Source organism: Larsenimonas rhizosphaerae, from assembly GCF_023700005.1.
Lineage (GTDB): Bacteria > Pseudomonadota > Gammaproteobacteria > Pseudomonadales > Halomonadaceae > Larsenimonas > Larsenimonas rhizosphaerae.
In genome coordinates this window covers 16,333-38,512 of record NZ_JAMLJK010000001.1, presented here as the reverse complement: position 1 = coordinate 38,512, position 22,180 = coordinate 16,333, and the positions used below count along the sequence as shown (strand labels likewise).

The 22,180-nt window shown below is 53.9% G+C and carries 20 protein-coding genes and 1 riboswitch; of the genes, 16 read left to right on the top strand and 4 right to left on the bottom strand.

The features are described from left to right. The first annotated feature begins 116 nt into the window (after positions 1 to 116). From NAT21_RS00165 to NAT21_RS00125, 9 genes are all read left to right on the top strand, one after another. Positions 117 to 506: an ATP synthase subunit I gene (locus tag NAT21_RS00165; RefSeq protein WP_250934701.1), complete on the top strand. Its 390-nt coding sequence runs from the start codon at positions 117 to 119 to the stop codon at positions 504 to 506. Positions 507 to 531: 25 nt separating this feature from the next. Then, the gene (gene atpB, locus NAT21_RS00160; protein ID WP_250934700.1) at positions 532 to 1,398 is read left to right on the top strand and encodes a F0F1 ATP synthase subunit A; all 867 of its coding nucleotides are present in this window, start codon (positions 532 to 534) and stop codon (positions 1,396 to 1,398) included. 70 nt (positions 1,399 to 1,468) lie between these two features. Further along, complete coding sequence (gene atpE / locus NAT21_RS00155) at positions 1,469 to 1,717, top strand: F0F1 ATP synthase subunit C (RefSeq protein WP_250934698.1); 249 nt, start codon at positions 1,469 to 1,471, stop codon at positions 1,715 to 1,717. Positions 1,718 to 1,781: 64 nt separating this feature from the next. After that, positions 1,782 to 2,252, top strand: a complete 471-nt coding sequence (locus tag NAT21_RS00150; protein ID WP_250934696.1) for a F0F1 ATP synthase subunit B — start codon at positions 1,782 to 1,784, stop codon at positions 2,250 to 2,252. An 11-nt stretch (positions 2,253 to 2,263) separates the two neighbouring features. After that, positions 2,264 to 2,800 carry a F0F1 ATP synthase subunit delta gene (locus NAT21_RS00145; protein WP_250934693.1) on the top strand — a complete coding sequence of 179 codons (537 nt, stop codon included), beginning with the start codon at positions 2,264 to 2,266 and terminating at the stop codon, positions 2,798 to 2,800. Positions 2,801 to 2,816: 16 nt separating this feature from the next. Continuing rightward, a complete protein-coding gene (gene atpA, locus NAT21_RS00140) occupies positions 2,817 to 4,361 on the top strand; it encodes a F0F1 ATP synthase subunit alpha (RefSeq protein WP_250934690.1) in 1,545 nt (514 codons plus the stop codon). Positions 4,362 to 4,420: 59 nt separating this feature from the next. Beyond that, complete coding sequence (gene atpG / locus NAT21_RS00135; protein ID WP_250937925.1) at positions 4,421 to 5,305, top strand: F0F1 ATP synthase subunit gamma; 885 nt, start codon at positions 4,421 to 4,423, stop codon at positions 5,303 to 5,305. Between the two features lie 45 nt (positions 5,306 to 5,350). Next, positions 5,351 to 6,727, top strand: a complete 1,377-nt coding sequence (atpD, locus tag NAT21_RS00130; RefSeq protein ID WP_250934687.1) for a F0F1 ATP synthase subunit beta — start codon at positions 5,351 to 5,353, stop codon at positions 6,725 to 6,727. Positions 6,728 to 6,755: 28 nt separating this feature from the next. Then, entirely contained in the window at positions 6,756 to 7,175 is a 420-nt protein-coding gene (locus NAT21_RS00125) for a F0F1 ATP synthase subunit epsilon (protein ID WP_250934685.1), read from the top strand. A 69-nt stretch (positions 7,176 to 7,244) separates the two neighbouring features. On the opposite strand, the gene NAT21_RS00120 is transcribed toward NAT21_RS00125, so the two are convergent. Beyond that, the gene (locus NAT21_RS00120; RefSeq protein ID WP_250934683.1) at positions 7,245 to 7,550 is read right to left on the bottom strand and encodes a hypothetical protein; all 306 of its coding nucleotides are present in this window, start codon (positions 7,548 to 7,550) and stop codon (positions 7,245 to 7,247) included. Positions 7,551 to 7,622: 72 nt separating this feature from the next. Here NAT21_RS00120 and NAT21_RS00115 point away from each other — a divergent pair, with 72 nt between their 5' ends. Continuing rightward, complete coding sequence (locus tag NAT21_RS00115) at positions 7,623 to 9,248, top strand: DNA ligase B (protein ID WP_250934681.1); 1,626 nt, start codon at positions 7,623 to 7,625, stop codon at positions 9,246 to 9,248. 484 nt (positions 9,249 to 9,732) lie between these two features. Further along, positions 9,733 to 9,912: a hypothetical protein gene (locus NAT21_RS00110; protein ID WP_250934679.1), complete on the top strand. Its 180-nt coding sequence runs from the start codon at positions 9,733 to 9,735 to the stop codon at positions 9,910 to 9,912. A gap of 57 nt (positions 9,913 to 9,969) precedes the next feature. Here NAT21_RS00110 and NAT21_RS00105 read toward each other — a convergent pair whose 3' ends face one another. Beyond that, complete coding sequence (locus NAT21_RS00105; protein ID WP_250934677.1) at positions 9,970 to 11,136, bottom strand: phosphoglycerate kinase; 1,167 nt, start codon at positions 11,134 to 11,136, stop codon at positions 9,970 to 9,972. Positions 11,137 to 11,185: 49 nt separating this feature from the next. Continuing rightward, a complete protein-coding gene (locus NAT21_RS00100) occupies positions 11,186 to 12,202 on the bottom strand; it encodes a type I glyceraldehyde-3-phosphate dehydrogenase (RefSeq protein WP_250934676.1) in 1,017 nt (338 codons plus the stop codon). Between the two features lie 328 nt (positions 12,203 to 12,530). Here NAT21_RS00100 and NAT21_RS00095 point away from each other — a divergent pair, with 328 nt between their 5' ends. Beyond that, complete coding sequence (locus tag NAT21_RS00095; RefSeq protein WP_250934675.1) at positions 12,531 to 13,583, top strand: class I fructose-bisphosphate aldolase; 1,053 nt, start codon at positions 12,531 to 12,533, stop codon at positions 13,581 to 13,583. 57 nt (positions 13,584 to 13,640) lie between these two features. Here NAT21_RS00095 and tkt read toward each other — a convergent pair whose 3' ends face one another. Beyond that, entirely contained in the window at positions 13,641 to 15,632 is a 1,992-nt protein-coding gene (gene tkt, locus NAT21_RS00090; RefSeq protein ID WP_250934674.1) for a transketolase, read from the bottom strand. Positions 15,633 to 15,942: 310 nt separating this feature from the next. Between tkt and NAT21_RS00085 the strand changes: the two genes are divergently transcribed. From NAT21_RS00085 to NAT21_RS00070, 4 genes are all read left to right on the top strand, one after another. Further along, complete coding sequence (locus tag NAT21_RS00085; protein ID WP_250934673.1) at positions 15,943 to 18,201, top strand: putative bifunctional diguanylate cyclase/phosphodiesterase; 2,259 nt, start codon at positions 15,943 to 15,945, stop codon at positions 18,199 to 18,201. 113 nt (positions 18,202 to 18,314) lie between these two features. Next, complete coding sequence (gene metK / locus NAT21_RS00080) at positions 18,315 to 19,535, top strand: methionine adenosyltransferase (protein ID WP_250934672.1); 1,221 nt, start codon at positions 18,315 to 18,317, stop codon at positions 19,533 to 19,535. A 74-nt stretch (positions 19,536 to 19,609) separates the two neighbouring features. Continuing rightward, positions 19,610 to 20,626: a PTS sugar transporter subunit IIC gene (locus tag NAT21_RS00075; RefSeq protein WP_250934671.1), complete on the top strand. Its 1,017-nt coding sequence runs from the start codon at positions 19,610 to 19,612 to the stop codon at positions 20,624 to 20,626. A gap of 5 nt (positions 20,627 to 20,631) precedes the next feature. Continuing rightward, the gene (locus NAT21_RS00070) at positions 20,632 to 21,909 is read left to right on the top strand and encodes a cation:proton antiporter (protein WP_250934670.1); all 1,278 of its coding nucleotides are present in this window, start codon (positions 20,632 to 20,634) and stop codon (positions 21,907 to 21,909) included. Positions 21,910 to 22,089: 180 nt separating this feature from the next. Next, a riboswitch (S-adenosyl-L-homocysteine riboswitch) is annotated at positions 22,090 to 22,167 on the top strand. Positions 22,168 to 22,180: the final 13 nt, after the last annotated feature.

Here is a 22,180-nt window from a genome sequence, read left to right as displayed (position 1 = left end):
ATATTTGACTGCTTTTACATTGAAGCACATGCAGTGCTCTCTTATAATCCGCCGAGCTTTGTCTGCCGGGCAACAGCCCGACAGATGCAAGTAACCTGGGACGTGCGACTGGTAACATGACAAACCATACCCCCGCAGCAATCAAACGCCCTGTTGTCTTTCGTTTGCTGGCAGTACAGGCACTGGCGGTCATGGTCATGATACTGGTCGGCGGATGCCTTCACGGCATCGAGGGTGCGGTATCTTCCCTCAAGGGAGGAATCGTCTGCCTTCTGCCCAATCTGTATTTTGCATGGCGCGCCTTTATCGTTCAGGGAGCACGGCATGCCCAGCAGATCATTACCGGGTTTTACCGGGCTGAAGCCGGAAAGTTTGGTTTGACGGTGGCGTTGTTCCTCGTGATCTTCGTCGCAGTGCCTCCTTCAAACCCAGCTTATTTTTTTGGCGCTTACGTGGCGGCACTGTGCGTTCACTGGCTGAGTCCATTGCTGGTAAAGCGTCCCTAGTCGCCCAAGGAACCGAGGCAGAGTTATGGCAGGCAACACTCCGACTTCATCGGAATATATTCAGCACCACCTTCAAAACCTGACCTTCGGGTACCACCCCGAAAACGGTCTGTCGCTGGCGCATAATGCAGCAGAAGCGGCGGATATGGGGTTCTGGGCGATTCACCTTGATACCATGGGATGGTCCATTGCCTGTGGCGTTCTTTTCCTTTTCGTGTTCAGGAAGGTGGCACGCTCAGCCACTACCGGTGTTCCGAGTGGCCTGCAGAACTTCGTCGAAATGATCGTTGAATTCGTAGACAGCTCCGTCAAGGAAACGTTCCACGGCAAGAGCAAGCTGATTGCCCCGCTGTCGCTGACCATTTTCTGCTGGATCTTCCTGATGAACATGCTGGATCTGGTACCAGTGGACTGGGTGCCGGAACTTGCCAAGCGCATTGGCGTAGACTTTTTCGGTGCCGATCCGCATCACGTGTTCTTCCGCATCGTGCCGACCACTGACATCAATGCCACCTTTGGCCTGTCGTTGAGCGTTTTTGCGCTGATCCTGTTCTATTCCATCAAAATGAAAGGGTTCTCCGGCTTTATCGGTGAGCTCACGCTCCATCCGTTCTCCAGCTCCAACATGCTGATTCAGGCGATCCTTATCCCGGTCAACCTGTTGCTCGAGCTGGTAACCCTGCTGGCCAAGCCCGTATCACTCGCATTGCGTTTGTTCGGTAACCTGTATGCCGGTGAGCTTATTTTCATTCTGATTGCCCTGCTTGGGCTGTGGCAGCTGCCACTGCACTTCGCCTGGGCGACGTTCCACATCCTGATCATCGTGTTGCAAGCCTTTATCTTCATGATGCTGACGATTGTTTATCTCAGTCAGGCCAGTGAAGATCACTGATGCTGATCGGATACCCTTGACCCTTAACCAACCCTAACCACTACTTGATGCACAATCTGGGAGAGTAACCATGGATCCTTTAATTCTCGGTATGACTGCTATTGCCGTATCCCTGCTGATCGGTCTCGGCGCCCTTGGCACCGCTATCGGTTTTGGTCTGCTGGGCGGCAAGTTCCTTGAAGGCGCGGCACGTCAGCCGGAAATGATCCCGCAGCTGCAGGTCAAAATGTTCATCGTGGCGGGCCTGCTGGATGCCGTTGCCATGATCGGCGTAGGTATCGGCCTGTTCTTCACCTTCGCTAACCCGTTTGTGGGCTAATGTCGCCGAGGCCTGAGGCCATCGGAATGTTAACCACCCCCAAAACGAAGCGAGAGGTACTGGCGTGAATCTGAACCTAACCATTATTGGTCAGTCCATCGCCTTCGCCGTTTTCGTCTGGTTCTGCATGAAGTACGTTTGGCCTCCGGTCATTCAAGCCCTTCATGAGCGTCAGAAGAAAATTGCCGATGGCCTGGATGCAGCCAGCCGCGCTCAGCAGGAGCTGGACGAGGCCAGCCGGCAGGCTGAAAAAACATTGCGTGAAAGTCGCGATGAGTCTGCCCGGCTTCTGGAACAGGCGCGCAGCCGTTCCAATCAGATGATTGAGGAAGCACGTGATGATGCGCGTGCTGAAGGCGAGCGGATGATTGCCAATGCTCGCACCGAGATCGAGCAGGAAGTCAATCGTGCCAAGGAACAACTGCGTGCACAGGTCTCTACACTGGCGATTGTCGGTGCAGAGCGTGTTCTTGAGGCTTCTGTCGACGAACAGGCGCATCGCGAATTGCTGGACAAGCTCGCGGCTGAACTCTGAGGGGAAGCCCCATGGCTGATACGTCACAACTTGCTCGTCCCTATGCCAAGGCCTCCTTTGATCTGGCGCGGGAATCCTCACAGCTTGATCAGTGGTCAGCCATGCTGGCCACTGCGGCCCGTGTGTCTCTGGACAAGCGGATGCGTGAGGTGCTTTCCGACCCGCGCAGGTCTCGCAAGGACAAGGCCACCCTTCTGATCGACGTCTGCGGCGACGCCCTGGACAAGCATGGTCAGAACTTTATCCGTGTACTGGGAGATCAGAATCGTCTGCTCCTGCTGCCGGAAGTGGCTGAGCTGTTCGAGGAAGAACGCGCCGGGTTCGAGAAACGTACGGACGTCGTTATTGTTTCGGCCTATCCGCTGGACGACGAGCAACAGAACACGCTGGCAGACGCACTTAAAAAGCGTCTTGACCGCGAAATCTCTATTACTACTCGGGTGGACAAGTCGCTGCTGGCCGGTGCCGTGATTCATGCAGGAGATACCGTGATCGATGGTTCCCTGCGTGGTCGACTGGCAAAGCTGGCCAGCGCCTTGAATATCTGAGACCGAGGGACATGGCATGCAGCAACTGAATCCTTCTGAAATCAGCGACGTCATCAAGAATCGTATTGAAAAACTTGATGTTGATGCTGAAGCACGTAACGAGGGCACCATCGTCAGTGTGGCCGACGGCATCATTCAGATGCACGGCCTCAACGACGTCATGTTCGGGGAAATGATTGAATTCCCGGGCGATGTTTTTGGCATGGCGCTTAACCTTGAACGCGACAGCGTAGGTGTCGTGGTTCTGGGGAACTATCTGAGCCTTCAGGAAGGCATGACCGGCAAGTGCACCGGCCGTATTCTTGAAGTCCCGGTCGGCAAGGAACTGGTGGGGCGCGTTGTGGATGCCCTGGGTAATCCGGTCGATGGCAAGGGTGACCTTAAAACGACTGAAACCGATGCGGTTGAAAAGGTTGCTCCGGGTGTTATCACCCGTCAGGGCGTTGACCAGCCGGTACAGACCGGGCTCAAGGCGATCGATGCGATGGTGCCTATCGGTCGTGGTCAGCGTGAGCTGATCATCGGTGACCGTCAGATCGGCAAGTCCGCGATCGCCATCGATGCCATTATCAACCAGAAAGGCAAGGGCATTACCTGTGTCTATGTCGCCATAGGCCAGAAACAGTCCACTATTGCCAACATCGTTCGCAAGCTCGAAGAGCATGGTGCGATGGAACATACCATCGTGGTTGTAGCTGGTGCTGCCGATCCTGCTGCCATGCAGTTTCTGGCACCGTATGCCGGTTGCACCATGGGCGAATATTTTCGCGACCGCGGTGAAGACAGCCTGATCGTTTACGATGACCTGACCAAGCAGGCCTGGGCATATCGTCAGATTTCCCTGCTTCTCAAGCGTCCGCCTGGCCGTGAAGCCTATCCGGGTGACGTGTTCTATCTCCACTCCCGTCTGCTTGAGCGTGCTGCACGTGTCAACGAAGACTATGTCGAGAAGTTCACCAATGGTGAAGTGAAGGGTAAAACCGGTTCACTGACGGCACTGCCGATCATTGAAACACAAGGTGGTGACGTTTCCGCATTTGTTCCTACCAACGTGATCTCTATCACTGACGGTCAGATCTTTCTGGAAACCAACCTCTTCAACTCCGGTATCCGTCCTGCCATCAATGCTGGTCTGTCGGTTTCACGTGTAGGTGGTTCTGCGCAGACCAAGATCATCAAGAAGCTGGGCGGCGGTGTTCGTCTTGCCCTGGCACAGTATCGTGAACTGGCAGCCTTCTCCCAGTTTGCATCCGACCTTGATGAAGCAACCCGTAAACAGCTTGAACACGGGCAGCGCGTTACCGAACTGATGAAGCAGAAACAATACTCTCCGATGTCCGTATCAGAGATGGCTGTTTCCCTTTATGCGGCTAACGAAGGCTACCTGAACGACGTTCCGGTCGATAAGGTTCTGGATTTCGAACGTGCCCTCATCGAGTACATGCACTCCGAGCAGTCTGAACTGCTGGCGCGCATTGACGAGAAAGGCGGCTACGATGACGGAATCCAGCAGGGCCTGAAATCAGGTGTCGAAACCTTCAAGTCGACTCAAAGCTATTGATGCCGTGGTAGAGCCTGCTCCGCAGGCTCTACCTTGAGTTGCTCGAACAGGATATCGCTATGGCAGCCGGAAAAGAGATTAAGTCCCAGATCGGGAGCGTCAAGAACACGCAGAAGATTACCAGCGCCATGGAAATGGTGGCTGCATCCAAGATGCGTCGGGCGCAGGACCGCATGGCAGCCAGCCAGCCTTATGCTCGTCAGATTCGCAAGGTAGTCGGACACGTATCCAAGGCCAACCCCGAGTATCGCCATCCTTATATGCAACCGCGTGACGTAAAGCGTGTGGGCTATATTGTCGTCACGTCCGATCGTGGACTGTGCGGTGGCTTGAACGTCAATCTGTTCAAAAGTGTCATGCGTGACGCGAAGCAGTGGCGTGATCAGGGGGCCGAGGTTCGTTTTTGTGCTATCGGTTCCAAGGGCAGCGTTTTCTTCCGTAAATACGGTTCCAGCGAGCTGCTGGCTGCCAAGTCCGGAATTGGCGATGCGCCTGTAACCCAGGATCTGATCGGCAGCGTGAAGGTCATGCTGGATGCATTTGATAATGGTGAACTCGACCGCCTTAACGTGGTGTGCAACGAGTTTGTCAACACAATGACTCAAACACCGATCGTCCGTCAGTTGTTGCCTCTTACGGTGGACGAGCCCGCGAAGGATCAGACCACCGATCCGTCGAGCAGTGCTCCGTGGGATTACCTCTACGAGCCGGACGCGAAAGCGTTGCTCGATACACTGCTCGTACGCTATGTCGAATCTCAGGTCTACCAGGCCGTGGTCGAAAACATTGCCTGTGAGCAGGCCGCACGCATGATTGCAATGAAAAATGCGACGGATAATGCCGGCAATATGATCGACGAGCTGCAACTTGAGTATAACAAGGCCCGTCAGGCGGCTATTACTCAGGAAATTTCCGAGATCGTCAGCGGAGCAGCTGCCGTTTAACAGGTTGAGTGAACAGGTTTTTTAGCAGGTTTAAGAGGAAACAGGATGAACGGACGTATCGTACAAATCATCGGTGCGGTGATTGACGTCGAGTTTCCGAGGGACAATGTACCCAAGGTTTATGACGCACTCGAAGTCGTCAACAGCGACACCATTCTGGAAGTACAGCAGCAATTGGGCGACGGCATTGTTCGTACCATTGCGATGGGATCTACCGAGGGCCTCAAGCGGGGTCTCGAGGTTGCCAATACAGGTGCTCCCATTTCAGTGCCGGTCGGCCTGAAAACGCTGGGCCGTATCATGAACGTGCTGGGTCAGCCCATCGACGAAGCCGGCGAAATCGGTGAAGACGAGCGGATGCCGATCCACCGTGCAGCACCCAGCTATGCCGATCAGTCTTCTTCCAGCGAGCTTCTGGAAACAGGGATCAAGGTCATCGATCTGGTCTGCCCGTTTGCCAAGGGTGGCAAGGTCGGCCTGTTCGGCGGCGCCGGTGTAGGCAAGACCGTCAACATGATGGAGCTTATTCGTAACATCGCCATCGAGCACAGCGGTTATTCCGTATTTGCCGGTGTAGGTGAGCGTACTCGTGAAGGTAACGACTTCTATCATGAAATGACCGAGTCCAACGTTATCGACAAGGTATCGCTGGTTTACGGTCAGATGAACGAGCCGCCGGGTAACCGTCTGCGTGTTGCACTGACAGGTCTGACCGTTGCGGAAAAATTCCGTGATGAAGGTCGCGACGTACTGCTGTTCGTTGACAATATCTATCGCTACACCCTGGCGGGTACCGAAGTATCTGCACTGCTTGGCCGTATGCCGTCTGCAGTAGGTTATCAGCCTACTCTGGCAGAGGAAATGGGCCAGCTTCAGGAACGTATTACGTCAACAAAAACCGGATCCATTACCTCCGTACAGGCGGTATATGTCCCGGCAGATGACTTGACCGACCCGTCTCCGGCCACCACGTTTGCCCACCTTGACGCCACTGTCGTTCTGTCGCGTCAGATCGCTGAACTTGGTATTTACCCTGCCGTTGACCCGCTTGATTCCACGTCTCGTCAGCTGGATCCATTGGTAGTAGGCGAAGAGCACTACAATATCGCCCGTCAGGTACAGAACGTACTTCAGCGTTATAAGGAGCTGAAGGACATTATTGCCATCCTGGGGATGGATGAGCTGTCTGACGAAGACAAGCAGCTGGTGGCACGTGCGCGTAAGATTCAGCGCTTTTTGTCACAGCCGTTCTTCGTGGCCGAGGTATTTACCGGTGCGCCAGGCAAGTATGTTTCCCTGAAGGAAACGATTCGTGGCTTCCAGGGCATCCTTGATGGCGACTATGACAGCATGCCTGAGCAGGCGTTCTACATGGTTGGTACTATCGATGAAGCCATCGAGAAAGCCAAAAACATGAAGTAAGCCAGCGCCTGGCGGAGAGGACATCACCATGGCATCGAAGATCCACTGCGATATCGTTAGCGCCGAGAAAAGTATCTTTTCCGGTGAGGTCGAGCTGGTTGTAGCGGCGGGTACTGAAGGCGATCTCGGCATTCGTGCGGGTCACGCGCCACTGTTGACCGCACTGGCGCCGGGTCCTGTACGTATCGTCACTGAAGAAGGCCATGAAGACATTTTTTATGTCTCCGGAGGCTTTCTCGAAATTCAGCCGGATATTGTGTCCCTGCTGGCAGACACTGCTCAGCGCGCTCGTGATATTGATGAAGCTGAAGCCGAGCAGGCACGTCAGGAAGCTCAGCGTGAGCTGGAGCAGCATGAATCGGCCGAGCAGCACTCCATTGCCCTGGCGCAGTTTGCCGAGGCTAGTGCGCGGCTCAGAACGCTTCATCAGCTCAAACGTCGTCGCTAGTAACAGCAGTAGTGTGGCACACAAACTAAAACGGCTTCCCTTGGGAAGCCGTTTTTTCGTATGGGATGATTAATCATCATCTTCATCATCATTGACGACAAATGCCCGTTTATCATCAGGTACCAGAACGGTATCACCCTTGCCAAGATCTAGGGTCTGTTCATCGGGACCGCTGGCACCGATACCGATTACCTCGGCGATGGAGGTTTTACCATCGGCGCGCTCCAGTACTTTCAAACGTACGTCATGGCCCTTGTAGCGAGTCGTGATGATGCTTCCTGCTTCCGGTGCCTTCTTCAAAAAATATAAATCGTCGTAGTGTTCACGAACGCTTTCCTGCTGGGGGGTATCCCATTGAATCTGGCGTGCAGACATCCCTGTGCTCCTTTGATATTCAATTAAATCATGATGCGCCGATAAGTCAGAAAATTCCTTGAAGACTGATTTATGCGCCTTTGTTTTCTCACCCTGCCAGTATGGTGGATTTTCTCGAGCCTTGCGCTGGCCGCATCTGATTCGGGCCATTGCGATGCTACTGAAGCAGCAGCGCTTGAAGCGCAGATTGCCGTGTGGGATACAGCGTATTATCAGGAAGGCACTCGTCTCGTGAGTGATGGTATCTACGATAGTAGTCGTGCACTACTGGCGCGGTGCCAGGCTAATCATCATCTGTCACCCGCGCCCGCCTACCCGCTGCCAGAGCAACGCATTCATCATCCCTATCCGCAGCTCGGGCTCAGGAAACTTTCTGGCAGGGAGGAATTACGTCAGTGGCTTTCACGCCTCGACACGCCGAAGTTTTATATTCAGCCCAAGGTGGATGGTGTGGCCGTTACGCTGGTATATCGATCAGGCGAGCTTGTACAGGCCATCAGTCGTGGTGATGGGCAGTACGGGCAGGACTGGTCTGAAAAAATAAACGGTATTGCCGGTCTTCCCATGAAGCTTTCCCCGCCCTTTTCGGCAACCGTGGTGGTGCAGGGAGAGTTGTATGCACGTCGAGAAAATCATGTTCAACAGGAAGGAAGCAGAGGTGCTCGTCATGATATCGCAGGATGGATGAATAGACGTGTCCTTGAAACTGCACTCCGGAGTCGTATCGGTTTTTTTGCTTGGCGCTATGTCAGTGACGAGCTTTTCGATGCACGCCTTGCGCAGCTGGGCAGGTGGGGATTTTCAACCGTGGAACAGTTCAGCCATGTGGTGAACTCGGTGGATGACATCCAGCAATGGCGAGCACAATGGTTTGAATCACCCTTGCCCTTCGCCACGGACGGTGTGGTAATTCACGCGTCTGATCCTCAGGTGGAAGAGCCTGCGGTTGCCTGGAAGTATCCGGCTCTGACGGGTGTCAGTCGCGTGATTGATGTCCACTTTTCCATCGGTCGGACCGGTCGTATTACACCGGTTCTGGAAGTTGCCCCCGTAGTGATCGATGATCGTACTGTACGTCGTATCTCCCTTGGTTCCCTCAATACACTTAAGCATCTTGGGATCATTCCAGGAGATATCGTGCGTATACGCCTTGCCGGTGCGGCTATTCCTGTTATTGACCAGCGCCTGATAGCGGCTACTGGGGCAAGGCCCTTATCGCTGCCTGATCCAGAGGCTTATAACCGGTTGAGTTGCCTTGTATTGAGCGATGAATGTCAACAGCAATTCATTGCTCGTCTGGTGTGGATGTCATCCTCCAGCGGGCTCGCCATACGTGGAATAGGACGCCGTAGCTGGACACGCCTTGTCCATTCGGGCGTGATTCACCGGCTGGATGACTGGCGACACCTTCGAGAGGATCAATTGCTGGCGGCGGGAATCAGTCCGGGCCTGTCAACATCACTGTCTCAGGCTTTTCGGCAGGCAGAAAAGGCAACACTATTGATGTGGTTGAAGGCACTTGGAACCATCTCAGTCTCGGAATATAAGTATTTCAGAATGAAAAGCCTGAACATGAATCGAAAAAACATATTAAAGAATGTTATTAACTACCAGGAAAAAGGTAGTCAAAGCAGCATTTTGAGGGCATTCATGAACGATGGGGATGGAGAAAGGCTGGTAAATGGCTGGTTGGATTAAGGTTTTTTGTTACAGTACGTTTTCAGACTTCAGTGTAAATATCCCTGGTCAAAGCTTTTTTCTGGTGGCTCATCCTTGTTTATTGGGATTTTTTTGTTTTCAAGGCATTGATTTTAATGGTTTTATGGAGTGTTCTAAGCTAGTGTCATGAGGGGTATGGTACAATGTTACTTTAAGTTAGTACTTTTACCATACTAACGTACAATGTATTTTTATGTATCCGGAGACTAAAGTAGGGCGGTATGTAGTCATGCTTTTGCCATGATAGAGCCATAAGCAGGTAACAAGGGTCGTTAAACCCTTTGGCAAGAATGCCGTTATTCCTGTGTGACAGCTTGCTCCTGGATCAGGCAATGAGGATCTCCTCAGGCGGGGTTGTTCAGCAAGTAACTGGTTCATGTGAACCGAGTGACTGGCAACTTTGATCGAGAAAGCGGTGGCTCCCCTATTCAATAGCCAAACTAGCTGGCTGAGGAGAAATACTATGACATTATTGATCGTTGGCGGCGCCCTTTACGCCCTTCTCATCCTCTTCATGGCAGGTGCCATGATGGTCTCCGGCCGAGCCAGTGAGCGCGAAGAAAAATTGGCATATGCCTTTACGACGTCACAGGATGGCAGTGCAAATGAATTCCAGTTCCCGAACCATCGCGATGCTGCCTGATTCTGTGGAGCTGAATATAAAAAACGGGCCAATCGGCCCGTTTTTCATGAACGGCTTTCAGCATGAAGCGTCCCTGAGCGCCTGAACGGCCGGAAGCGTCTTGCCTTCTACGTATTCCAGAAATGCTCCCCCGCCAGTAGAGATATAGGAAATATCATGGGCAACATCGTACTTGTCGATGGCTGCCAGGGTATCACCGCCTCCAGCGATGGAGAATGCATCACTTTCGGCGATTGCGTGTGCCATTGCCTTGGTGCCATTACCAAATTGATCGATTTCGAAAACACCCACCGGTCCGTTCCACAAAATGGTTCCGGCCTGTTTGAGGCTTGCAGCAAAGCTGGCGGCTGTTTTAGGGCCCACATCAAGGATCATGTCATCTGAATTGATGTCTTTGAGTGACTTGACTGTCGCCTCGGCATTTTCCGAAAATTCAGTAGCTACCACCACATCTTCCGGAAGAGGGACATTAACCTTTTCCATCAGGGTTTTGGCCTGATCAACCAGGTCTGCCTCATACAATGACTTGCCTACGTTGTAACCCGCGGCGGCGATGAACGTATTGGCAATTCCGCCACCGACGATCAACTGGTCACACTTTTCTGACAGGGCGTTGAGCACTTCCAGCTTGGTAGAGACCTTGGAGCCACCTACGATGGCCACCAGAGGGCGATCAGGTTTGGAAAGCGCCTTCTCCAATGCATCCAGTTCGCCGGCCAGCAGCGGCCCTGCGCAGGCCGTTTCAGCATAGCGAGCCACTCCATGGGTTGATGCCTGAGCCCGGTGAGCCGTACCGAAGGCATCCATGACATAAATATCGCACAAGGAAGCGTATGCCCTGGATAGGGACTCGTCGTCTTTCTTTTCACCCTTGTTGAAACGAACATTTTCGAGCAGCACCACTTCGCCGGGCTCGATCTCCAGCATGCGACCGTCCAGATAGTCCTTCTCTACCCGAACGGTAATCCCCAGCAGTTCACTCAAGCGGTTGGCTACTGGCGCCATCGAAAATTCATCGTCCGGTTCACCCTCGACAGGACGACCCAGATGGCTCATCAGCATCAGACGGGCCTTTTGTTCAAGTGCCGCCTTGATGGTTGGCAGGCATGCCCTGATCCTGGCATCCGAGGTTACTCTGCCATCCTTGACAGGAACGTTAAGGTCCTGGCGTACAAGTACTCGCTTATCGGCCAGGTCCAGTTCTGACATGGTACGAACGTTCATAACAGCATGCTCCTTGTAAATTGCATGAAGTCGGATGACTTCGAGGTTATCAAGCCGATAGCCAGCGCCTGGCCACATCGATCATACGATTGGTATAGCCCCATTCATTATCAAACCAGCACACCAGTTTCACGAGATGCCGACCTGCAACACGTGTCTGGGTGGCATCCAGAATGGATGAACGAGAGTCATGATTGAAATCAATGGATACCATGGGATCAGCAGTAAAGCCTAGTTTTCCATCAAGGTGGGTGCGAGCCGCCTCTGCCAGACGGTGATTGACCTGATCCACGGTAACCGGGGTATTCAGTGTCAGTGAAATATCCATCATTGATACATTAATGGTGGGAACGCGAACGTGCAGACATTCAAAGCGGTCTTCAAGATGGGGCATCAATCTTGAAATACCGGTCTTGAGGCTGGTGGTCACGGGAATCATCGAGCTCATGGCAGAGCGAGCCAGGCGAAGGTCGTCCGGATGGGCCGCATCAATTACGGGTTGATCGTTCATGGCCGAGTGCAGGGTGGTAGTAACGCCGTAGGTTACGCCGAATGCGTTATCCAGCTCGGTCAACACTGGTACCAGTGCATTGGTAGTACAGGAGCCTGCCGAAATGATGGTGTACCTGGGATTCAGAGCGTCATGGTTGACACCATCAATGATGGTGGCATCCACATCGTCTCGAGCCGGATGAGAAAACAGAAACCGTGAGGCGCCTGCCTGCAGGTGCTGTTCGGCATAGGCACGTGTGCCGGAATGACCCGAACAATCGAACACCATATCAATCCCCAGACTGGACCATGGGAGTAGCGTGACAGAGGGCTCACGCAACAGCGTGATGGGAGGGTTATCATCGATCAGCAATTGATCTCCCTCGAGATGCACGTTGCCCGGGAAACGGCCATGAGTAGAATCCAGTCGTGTCAGGTAGGCCAGCGTATCTGGCGCAGCAAGGTCATTGATGGCCACGACCTGTAGCTCGTCATTCAATCGACGCTCGGTGATGGCGCGCAATACACAGCGCCCGATACGACCATACCCATTGATGGCAATTCGATAGCTCATGGACTCTACAGTTAAAGGTCATGTGTTCAGGGGCCCATGGTAGCGTAGAAACCATCTCCACTGTCATGAGGAATTACTGATATTGATGTCAGCCTTATGCTACTTTTGTATAAACTGAAACGGCTGACACGTCCATTGGTCACTCCGGCATGATAGGGTGCCACCGATACCCTATAAGGTATGCGCCATGCTGGAATGCATGGACGTTGCTGGATCAAAAAACTATTAACGAGAGAAGAGGCAGATCCCACGGATCTGTTGGTCATGTCACAACGTGATTTTTCACATGTCACATGTTCCCTGTCATAAACGCCAAGGAGTAGCATAAATGACGGATATTGCGAAGCTGTTGGGTGACGAAGCAGATCATTTGCTGAGCCATACCTGCACCGGGTTCAAAAAAGAGGATCTGTATCTGCCGGGCAGCGATTATGTTGATCGTGTCATGACCGACAGTGATCGTAGTCCGCTTGTACTGCGTAATATGCAGGCGCTGTTTGATAACGGGCGTCTGGGCGGTACCGGCTATGTCAGCATGCTGCCGATTGATCAGGGTATCGAACACTCGGGTGGCGCTTCCTTTGCACCGAATCCGATGTACTTTGATCCCAAGAACATTGTTGAGCTGGCTATTGAAGGTGGCTGCAGTTGCGTAGCTTCCACGCTGGGCGTGCTTTCAAGTGTGGCTCGACGTTATGCGCATCGTATTCCGATGATGGTCAAGCTCAATCACAACGAGACCCTGACGTATCCGGCCATTTATGACCAGACCCTGTTTGCACAGGTAGAGCAGGCGCATCGCATGGGGTGCGTCGCGGTGGGAGCCACCATCTATTACGGCTCGCCGGAAAGTCGTCGTCAGATTACCGAAATCAGCGAAGCCTTCGAGCGTGCGCATCAGCTGGGTATGGTCACGGTGCTGTGGTCCTATCTGCGTAACCCGGCATTCAAGAAAGACGGAACGGACTATCATGTGTCATCCGATCTTTCCAGCCAGGCAGTACACCTTGCCGCGACCATCAAGGCGGATATCGTCAAGCAGAAGCTGCCTGAAAACAATGGTGGCTACAAGGCGATCGGTTTTGGCCATACCCATGACAAGGTATACAGCGAGCTGACATCCGATCATCCGATTGACCTTGCGCGCTATCAGGTTGCCAATGCCTATATGGGGCGTGCGGGATTGATCAATTCCGGTGGTGGTTCCAAGGGCGAATCGGATCTGGCTGAAGCCGTACGCACTGCGGTCATCAACAAGCGTGCTGGTGGCATGGGCCTTATCTCGGGTCGCAAGGCCTTCCAGAAGCCGTTTGCTGAAGGAGTGCAATTGCTGAACTCCATTCAGGACGTCTATCTGTCGAAGGATGTCACGATTGCCTGATGGGTAACGAGTGATAAAAAAGCCCGGCCATTGGCCGGGCTTTTTCGTGAGCAGGAATCAAAGCAGTGCTTCAGCCCGTTCAACGATCTTTTCTGCAGTAAAGCCGAAGTGTTTGAACAGATCTTCAGCCTTGCCTGATTCACCATAGGTCGTCATGCCGATGACATCGCCATCGAGACCGACATACTTGTACCAAGTCGACGGGATGGCTGCTTCTACCGCCAGACGTGCACGCACATTCCTTGGCAGGACGCTGTCGCGATAGGCATTGTCCTGCTCATCAAACAGTGTTGTGCAGGGCATGGAAACAACACGTACCTTATGGCCCTTGTCTTCAAGAACCTGTGCTGCATCCATGGTGATGCCGACTTCCGAACCTGTAGAGATCAGGATCAATTCCGGCTTGCCATTGTCTGCATCCTTGAGGATGTAGCCACCACGACGGAGGTTGGCCAGCTGTTCATCGTTGCGTGCCTGCGGATTCAGGTTCTGACGTGAGAAAATAAGTGCTGTAGGGCCTTTTTCACGCTTGAGCCCTTCTACCCAGGCTGCTGCTGTTTCGGTGGCATCGCAGGGGCGCCAGGTATGGAGGCCCGGCAGGTTGCGCAGATCAGCCAGTTGCTCGACAGGCTGGTGCGTCGGACCATCTTCACCCAGGCCAATCGAGTCGTGTGTGAACACATGGAGAATACGTGTATGAGACAGCGCAGACATGCGGACAGCGTTGTGCATGTACTCCATGAACACCAGGAAGGTAGCATCATAGGGAATAAAGCCGCCATGGGTAGCAATGCCGTTGGCAATGGCACCCATTCCGAACTCACGAACACCATAGTGCAGGTAGTTGCCGCTGAAGTCGTCGCGGGTGATGGCCTTTGAACCGCTCCATAGCGTGAGGTTGGATGGTGCCAGGTCCGCACTGCCGCCCAGCAGCTCGGGAAGGCCCGGGCCCAGATCGTTCAGTACTGCCTGAGAAGCCTTGCGCGAGGCAGTTTTTTCCTGCTTTTCCTGAGCAGACTTGACCAGAGCATCACCATCAAAGTCATCCGGCAGGCGACCACTCTGTCGACGGGAAAGTTCTGCAGCAAGTTCCGGATGTGCCTTTTCATAGGCAGCCATCTGTTCCTTGTGCGCCTGCTCAAGCGCCTTGCCCTGCTCCCTTGCATCCCACGCGGTGTAGATGTCATCAGGAATTTCAAATGGGCCGTATTCCCAGCCGAGTTGTTTGCGGGTAGCAGCTACTTCATCATCACCAAGGGCAGCACCGTGAGACTCTTCCTTGCCGGCCTTGTTGGGCGAGCCGAAACCGATCACGGTCTTGCAGATGACCAGAGTGGGTTTGTCAGTAACCTGCTTGGCATCTTCGATGGCCTGATTGATCTGGTCGCGATCATGTCCGTCGATAGTATCAATGACATGCCATCCATAGGCGCGGAAGCGCCCGGCGGTATCGTCGGTAAACCAGCCTTCAACCTCGCCATCGATCGAAATACCGTTGTCGTCGTAAAATACGACCAGATTGCCCAGACCCAGCGTGCCCGCCAACGAGCAGGCTTCATGGCTGATCCCTTCCATCAGGCAGCCATCACCGGCAAATACCCAGACACGGTGGTCGATGACATTGAAATCATCGCGGTTGAACTGAGCAGCCAGGGTTTTTTCGGCGATGGCCATGCCAATACCGTTGGCCAGTCCCTGTCCCAGCGGACCCGTGGTCGTCTCGATGCCTGGTGTATACCCGTGTTCCGGGTGGCCTGGCGTTTTGGAACCCAGTTGGCGGAAGTTCTTGATCTCCTCGAGGGGGAGGTCATAACCGCTCAAATGCAGCAGGGCGTAGTGCAGCATGGAGCCATGGCCATTGGAAAGAATAAAGCGATCCCGATCTTCCCAGTCAGGGTTGGCCGGGTTGTGCTTCAGGTGATCTCTCCAGAGTACCTCGGCAATATCAGCCATGCCCATGGGCATGCCGGGGTGACCGGAATTGGCCTGCTGCACGGCGTCCATGGACAGCGCACGGAGGGCGTTGGCTAGGTGACGGCGAGATGGCATATCGGTAATGCTCCTGCAGAAGATAGAACGAGGGAAACGTGTCTTCCCGCTTTCGGATGAATCGTGCTGGATCAACAGAATAGCGTCTCATACGGTGTGGAGATAGGTCATTGCTACAATGCGGTGCACGTCAGGGTGGGCAGCGATCAGTATTGTGTAAAAGCGTACCCGGCCTTCTTACACGAACCGAAATTAATTTTTATTAATATGGATTAGTAAACCCTGTAGGATTGGGGCATACATTTAACGGGTCAGACAGCGTTGTTCCAGATACATGACCAGGCAATGGGTTTAGAACGGGAGGCCAGCGATGTCGATTGTCGAAACGTACAGCGCTGATTTTTCAGAGGAGTCCTGTCTTGCACGACTTCTTGACGATGCAGTAGATACACCCTGCACAGATGCCTTCATGGAAGATGTCCTGACACGCCTTATTACCATGGCCGGTCGTGGCATCGGTCATGTCTGGAAGGTTGAAGATAACGGTGAAGCGCTCGTTTCCAGCGATCAGTGGTTCAGTACTGTTGAAATGGTGCCCGGGCAATTCGAAAAATTTTGTAAACATGCGGTCGAAAGTGCTCTGGCAGATCCGCATAGTGCGCCTAACGAAGCCCTGTACTACCGGTATCCGGTAGAAAATGACCTTTCTGAAAAAGAAGCACTGGCCCAGCGAAATCATGTCCTGAACGAGTATGGTATCCATCATGTCACCTGTCTGCCGGTGCTTGTCCGACGCAAGGTTCGACTGATACTGGAGTTTTTCTGGGCCAATCCCGTTCTGCCCGAGTCGGATTATTCCTTTTTCCTGAAGCAGTTTGGCATTCAGCTGGGTTTCATCCTGGAGTGCCGCGAGAATGAACAGCAGCGCACCCGAAGTGAGCAAAAGCTCAAACGGATTCTGGATAGCGCGGGTGACGGATTTATAGGTATGGACAGCGAGGGCTGTGTCACCGCATGGAATATTGCTGCTGCGACATTATTTGGCTGGTCTCGAGAAGAAGCCATGCATCACCCGGTCAGTGAGCTGATTGTACCGCCAAGCTATCGGGAGGCTCACGACGCCGGGATGGCACGGTTTTTACGCACGGGGAAAAGCCTTGTGCTGGGTAAGCAACTGGAAATGCCCGGCCTGCACCGTGATGGCAGAACACTGCAGCTGGAGATGACACTCTGGTCATTGCAGGATAACCAGCAGTGGGAGTTCTACGCCTTTATTCGCGATATTTCAGGACGCAAGCAGCGCCAGAGCGAGCTTGAACGACGTGCGGATTATGATGAACTGACAGGATTGCCACGACGGGGGCTGCTGCTTAAATTACTGGATCAGGTGCTACAGGACCCCCAGTCCACACCCATAGGGCTGATGTTTATTGACCTTGATCGCTTTAAACGCATCAACGATACCTTTGGGCATGAAGCCGGTGACACTGTTTTGTGCACCATGGCAGAACGGCTTCAGAATAATGCAGGGTCGGATAACCTGGTAGCCCGTCTTTCCGGCGACGAATTCGTGGTTCTCTGTCCAGAGCTTACCTGCGAGCGGGAAGCTTCCTATCTTGCGATGCAGCTTCTCAAGAGCTTTGACAGTCCGGTGGATCTTGGCGACGACCATGTTTTCGTCTCGGGCAGCATTGGCGTAGCGCTGTCAACGTGTGAAAGCACTTCCGTTGGTTTGCTCAAATGGGCGGACATGGCCATGTACGAAGCCAAGGGCAAGGGCCGTGGCACGTTCGAAGTATTCAATGATCACATGAATTCCCGGCTGGCTCGGCGCATGATGATGGAGCGTGATCTTCACGAGGCGATTTCCCAGGGACAGCTGGAGCTTTACTATCAGCCATTGATCGCCTGTGGCAGTCGGAGAGTTGTATCTGTCGAGGCCCTGCTGCGATGGAATCATCCTGTACAGGGGCTGATCATGCCGGAGGATTTTATTCCGGTTGCCGAGGAATCCGGATTGATCGTGCCTATTGGCAGCTGGGTCCTCGAACAGGCCTGCCGTCAGGCGCGTCTCTGGTCATCGCTGGGTGATCAGGACAGTCCAATGACATTGTCTGTCAACCTGTCAGGACGTCAGCTGGCGCAAGCCAATCTTCTGGATCATATCGAGCGCATTCTCGACCAGCTGTCCTTTGATCCTCGTGAAATACGGTTTGGCTTTGAAGTGACGGAAACCGTCATGATGCGTGACCCGGCCAGTGCCGCCCATACCTTGGCTCGGCTTCGTGCACTGGGTACTTATCTCTCCATTGATGACTTCGGTACTGGCTATTCTTCCATGGCCTACCTCAAGCACTTCCCGACGGATGCCATCAAGATCGATCGATCCTTTATCAACGATATTGCCCATGACGAGCGAGATCAGGCCATTGTTGGCGCCATCGTCAACCTTGCCATGGGGCTGGGCATTGATGTGGTAGGTGAAGGTGTAGAAACCCAGGCACAGGCCGATATGCTGTGCAGTCTTGGTGTTGATTATATTCAGGGCTTTTTGTATGCCACCCCCATGCCTGTTCCGGCATTCGAGCAGTGGTACCACGACTGGCACGATAGTCAGTCGGCGAGCTAGGCAGTCTTACAGTCAGCGTGTACACTTTTTGCCATTCTACACCCCGCCTGTTCCGTGCCGTCTTCGGACGCAGCGGTCTGTTATTGCATTGATGTGAGGATCAAGGACGTTTCATGAGCGAATACTCACTGTTTACTTCTGAGTCGGTGTCCGAAGGCCACCCTGACAAGATCGCCGATCAAATCTCGGATGCCGTGCTGGACGCACTGATTGCGCGTGACAAGCAGGCCCGCGTGGCTTGTGAAACACTGGTGAAAACCGGTGTTGCCATCGTGGCGGGTGAAATTACAACGAATGCCTGGGTTGATCTGGAAGATCTGGTACGCCGGGTGATTTCCGAGATCGGTTATACGTCATCGGCTGTAGGTTTTGATGGTGCGACCTGTGGTGTACTGAACCTGATCGGCAAGCAGAGCGTAGATATTGCTCAGGGCGTGGACCGTACTCGTCCAGAAGACCAGGGCGCAGGAGATCAGGGGTTGATGTTTGGTTATGCTACCAATGAAACCCCCTCCTATATGCCCGCGCCAATCCATTATGCGCATCGCCTGGTCGAGCGTCAGTCGGAGCTTCGCAAGAATGGCACCCTGCCATGGTTGCGCCCGGATGCCAAAAGCCAGGTTACGTTCCGCTATGGTGATGATGGCAAGCCTGTTGCTATAGATGCCATTGTTCTGTCGACACAGCATGACGAAAATGTTTCTCAGGACGAGCTGCGTCAGGCGGTGGAAGAGTTGATCATCCGTGAAGTGCTGCCGGCTGACTGGATCACCGACAGTACCGAGTTTCACATCAACCCGACCGGGCAGTTCGTTATTGGTGGTCCGGTAGGGGATTGTGGTCTTACCGGCCGCAAGATCATTGTAGATACCTACGGCGGCATGGCGCGTCATGGTGGCGGAGCATTTTCCGGCAAGGATCCATCGAAGGTAGACCGCAGCGCGGCTTACGCGGGACGCTACGTGGCCAAGAACATTGTGGCCGCCGGCCTGGCAGATCGCTGCGAAATTCAGGTGTCCTATGCCATCGGCGTAGCTGAACCAACGTCTGTATCAATCAATACCTTTGGTACCGGCCTGGTCAGCGATGCTCGTATCGTTGAGCTGGTACGCGAGCATTTTGATCTGCGTCCCTATGCCATTACCACCATGCTGGACCTGCTGCATCCCATGTATCAGCTGACGGCATCCTATGGCCATTTCGGGCGTGAGCCGTTTGAACACAGCTATACCTGGACAGACGTCAACGGGCAGCAGCAGACAGAAACCTTTACGGCCTTCCCCTGGGAAAGGATCGATAGAGCGGATGACCTCAAGGCTGCTGCCGGGCTGTAAGCCTGTCAGTCAGTTTGATGGAACCCGGCCACGGCCGGGTTCTTTTGCGTTTATACCTACAAGAGGATAGCGATGTGTCGCTGGTGGAATTTGCCCGACGCAAGCAGGTCGTCCCGAGTCTGTCACTTTATGGCGTTACCTGCCTGAGCCACATGGCGCTGGGGCTCTTTGCCTCACTGATCATTGGTTTGATACTGAAAACCCTGGGGAACTCCCTGGGAGTTGCTCCCCTGGTCGATATGGGACAGACCGCCATGTCCCTGATGGGCGCGGCCATCGGAGTAGCCGTGGCCAATGCGCTGAAGGCACCACCGCTGGTGCTGTACAGCGCGCTGGTATCGGGAACGGTAGGGGCAAGCCTCGGCGGGCCGGCAGGCGCACTGGCGGCTACGCTGGTATCGGTTGAAATCGGCAAGCTGATATCGAAGGAAACAGCACTGGATATCGTGGTGACTCCTCTGGTCACTATCGGCACCGGTTATCTGGTGGCTCAGCTCATTGCTCCCCCCCTGGCTGCCGCTCTGACCGGACTGGGGCAGACCATCAGCTGGGCCACGGAGTTGCGCCCCATCATCATGGGGGTAGTGGTCGCCACGGTCATGGGACTGGCACTCACGGCTCCCATTTCGAGTGCTGCCATCGCCATCATGCTGGATTTGAACGGTCTGGCCGCCGGAGCGGCGACGGTTGGCTGTGCTGCCCAGATGATGGGATTTGCAGCCGCCGGCTACCGGGACAATGGCATTGGTCCATCAATCGCCATCGGCCTTGGTACCTCCATGCTGTTGATCGGCAACATTGCTCGCAACCCCTGGATTTTAGTGCCGCCCACCGTTGCCGGAGCGCTTCTGGCTCCTTTGGCCACTGCTGTACTGGTACTGACCAGTAACGCTGCTGGCGCAGGAATGGGCACCAGTGGGCTGGTCGGCCCTGTCATGGTGCTTCAGACCATGGGGCTTTCCGCAACATCGATGGCAGGTACTGCGGTGCTGTGTATTCTGGCACCGGCCATACTGGCGTGGATTATTCATCATTTCATGCAGCGCGGCGGGTTGATCCAGCCCGGTGATCTGCGTCTGTCCGTCGAGTAACGTACATGCTTAATATTGCAGCCTTGTTCATCACGATTACGGCGTTGTTCCTGTGGTTCAACCACAAGGTTATACGATTGCCACCCACGATTGGCGTCATGGTGATCGGGCTGGTGCTGTCGCTGACGCTGGTGGGCCTGAATCATCTGGGGGTTACCGTATTGACCGATCATGCCCAGTACTGGCTGGAGCAGATCAACTTCAACACCCTGTTGATGGACGGCATGCTGTCCTTTCTGTTGTTTGCAGGCGCACTGCACGTGGATATCCACGAGCTCAAGAGTTATCGCTATTCCATCGGGTTTCTGGCGACGTTCGGCGTTGTATTATCCACTGTCGCCGTAGGCAGCGCCGCATGGTGGCTGTTTGGCTGGTTCGGCATGGATGTGCCTTATATCTATTGCCTGATCTTTGGTGCCCTGATTGCTCCGACGGATCCCATTGCAGTGCTGGGTATCATGCAAAATGCCGGCGCTCCGAAGGATATGGAGATCAAGATTGTTGGTGAGTCCCTGTTCAACGATGGTGTCGCAGTCGTGGTGTTCACAGCCCTGGTGGGGGCAGCATCCGCCGGTGTTCATACGCTGACACCCTCACACGTTGGCCTTCTGTTTCTGGAAGAGGCCGGTGGTGGTGTCGTTCTGGGAGGAGCGCTGGGGGCGCTGGTGTATTTTCTGATGAAAAGCATCGATCAGTATCAGGTGGAGGTCATGCTCAGTCTGGCACTGGTCATTGGCGGGTATGCACTTGCTTCCACTCTGCACGTCTCCGGCCCCATTGCAATGGTGGTTGCCGGTCTGATCATCGGCAACATGGCACGTGTGGGGGCGATGTCGGATAACACGCGCCGCTATGTTGATGGGTTCTGGGAATTGATCGATGAAATTCTTAATGCCGTGCTGTTTGTATTGATCGGGCTTGAGCTGCTGATCATCCCTTTCAACAGTTATTACATCTGGATCGCAATGCCGTTGATCCTGTTGATTTTGATGTTTCGCTTCATCACGATCGGTGTACCGATTACCCTTCTTCGGAAGTGGTATTCCTTTCGTACCGGGACAACACGTGTGCTGACCTGGGGCGGGCTGCGTGGCGGTATTTCCGTAGCGCTGGCACTGGGCCTGCCGGATACCCCCTACCGAGAATCGCTGGTGGTGATTACCTATATCATTGTCCTGTTTTCGATACTGGTACAGGGGCTTACCATCGGTAAGCTGGTAAGTGCTGTTCTACCAGAGGATGGTTCAGTCAAATCATCAGGTACCACCAGACATCACTCCTAGGTGCAAGGATATGCGGCGTGGTGACAGCGCCGCTGCCCGGTACTTTCCTTGTGTCGTAAACTTCTTGCCGTCCGGGCCGAAGAAGTACAGGAAGGTTCGGTAAATCATTGATCTTCGTTATACTGTTATCTCGTTCCGTTCGGGTAGTAGATGCCTGATTAATGGACGATTTTTTCTGTACCGCTCGAGGGGCGCTGCAGCGGTCAAACCGCGAGGCTCGAGAGGTTCGTCTACCACTGTCAACGGCGCCCATTCGATATGAATGGAGACA

Bases quoted from the DNA above. Each gene is read 5' to 3' on its own strand.
- NAT21_RS00165 (WP_250934701.1), top strand. From the start codon at position 117: ATGACAAACCATACCCCCGCAGCAATCAAACGCCCTGTTGTCTTTCGT.
- atpB (WP_250934700.1), top strand. From the start codon at position 532: ATGGCAGGCAACACTCCGACTTCATCGGAATATATTCAGCACCACCTT.
- atpE (WP_250934698.1), top strand. From the start codon at position 1,469: ATGGATCCTTTAATTCTCGGTATGACTGCTATTGCCGTATCCCTGCTG.
- NAT21_RS00145 (WP_250934693.1), top strand. From the start codon at position 2,264: ATGGCTGATACGTCACAACTTGCTCGTCCCTATGCCAAGGCCTCCTTT.
- atpA (WP_250934690.1), top strand. From the start codon at position 2,817: ATGCAGCAACTGAATCCTTCTGAAATCAGCGACGTCATCAAGAATCGT.
- atpG (WP_250937925.1), top strand. From the start codon at position 4,421: ATGGCAGCCGGAAAAGAGATTAAGTCCCAGATCGGGAGCGTCAAGAAC.
- atpD (WP_250934687.1), top strand. From the start codon at position 5,351: ATGAACGGACGTATCGTACAAATCATCGGTGCGGTGATTGACGTCGAG.
- NAT21_RS00125 (WP_250934685.1), top strand. From the start codon at position 6,756: ATGGCATCGAAGATCCACTGCGATATCGTTAGCGCCGAGAAAAGTATC.
- NAT21_RS00120 (WP_250934683.1), bottom strand. From the start codon at position 7,550: ATGTCTGCACGCCAGATTCAATGGGATACCCCCCAGCAGGAAAGCGTT.
- NAT21_RS00115 (WP_250934681.1), top strand. From the start codon at position 7,623: ATGCGCCTTTGTTTTCTCACCCTGCCAGTATGGTGGATTTTCTCGAGC.
- NAT21_RS00110 (WP_250934679.1), top strand. From the start codon at position 9,733: ATGACATTATTGATCGTTGGCGGCGCCCTTTACGCCCTTCTCATCCTC.
- NAT21_RS00105 (WP_250934677.1), bottom strand. From the start codon at position 11,136: ATGAACGTTCGTACCATGTCAGAACTGGACCTGGCCGATAAGCGAGTA.
- NAT21_RS00100 (WP_250934676.1), bottom strand. From the start codon at position 12,202: ATGAGCTATCGAATTGCCATCAATGGGTATGGTCGTATCGGGCGCTGT.
- NAT21_RS00095 (WP_250934675.1), top strand. From the start codon at position 12,531: ATGACGGATATTGCGAAGCTGTTGGGTGACGAAGCAGATCATTTGCTG.
- tkt (WP_250934674.1), bottom strand. From the start codon at position 15,632: ATGCCATCTCGCCGTCACCTAGCCAACGCCCTCCGTGCGCTGTCCATG.
- NAT21_RS00085 (WP_250934673.1), top strand. From the start codon at position 15,943: ATGTCGATTGTCGAAACGTACAGCGCTGATTTTTCAGAGGAGTCCTGT.
- metK (WP_250934672.1), top strand. From the start codon at position 18,315: ATGAGCGAATACTCACTGTTTACTTCTGAGTCGGTGTCCGAAGGCCAC.
- NAT21_RS00070 (WP_250934670.1), top strand. From the start codon at position 20,632: ATGCTTAATATTGCAGCCTTGTTCATCACGATTACGGCGTTGTTCCTG.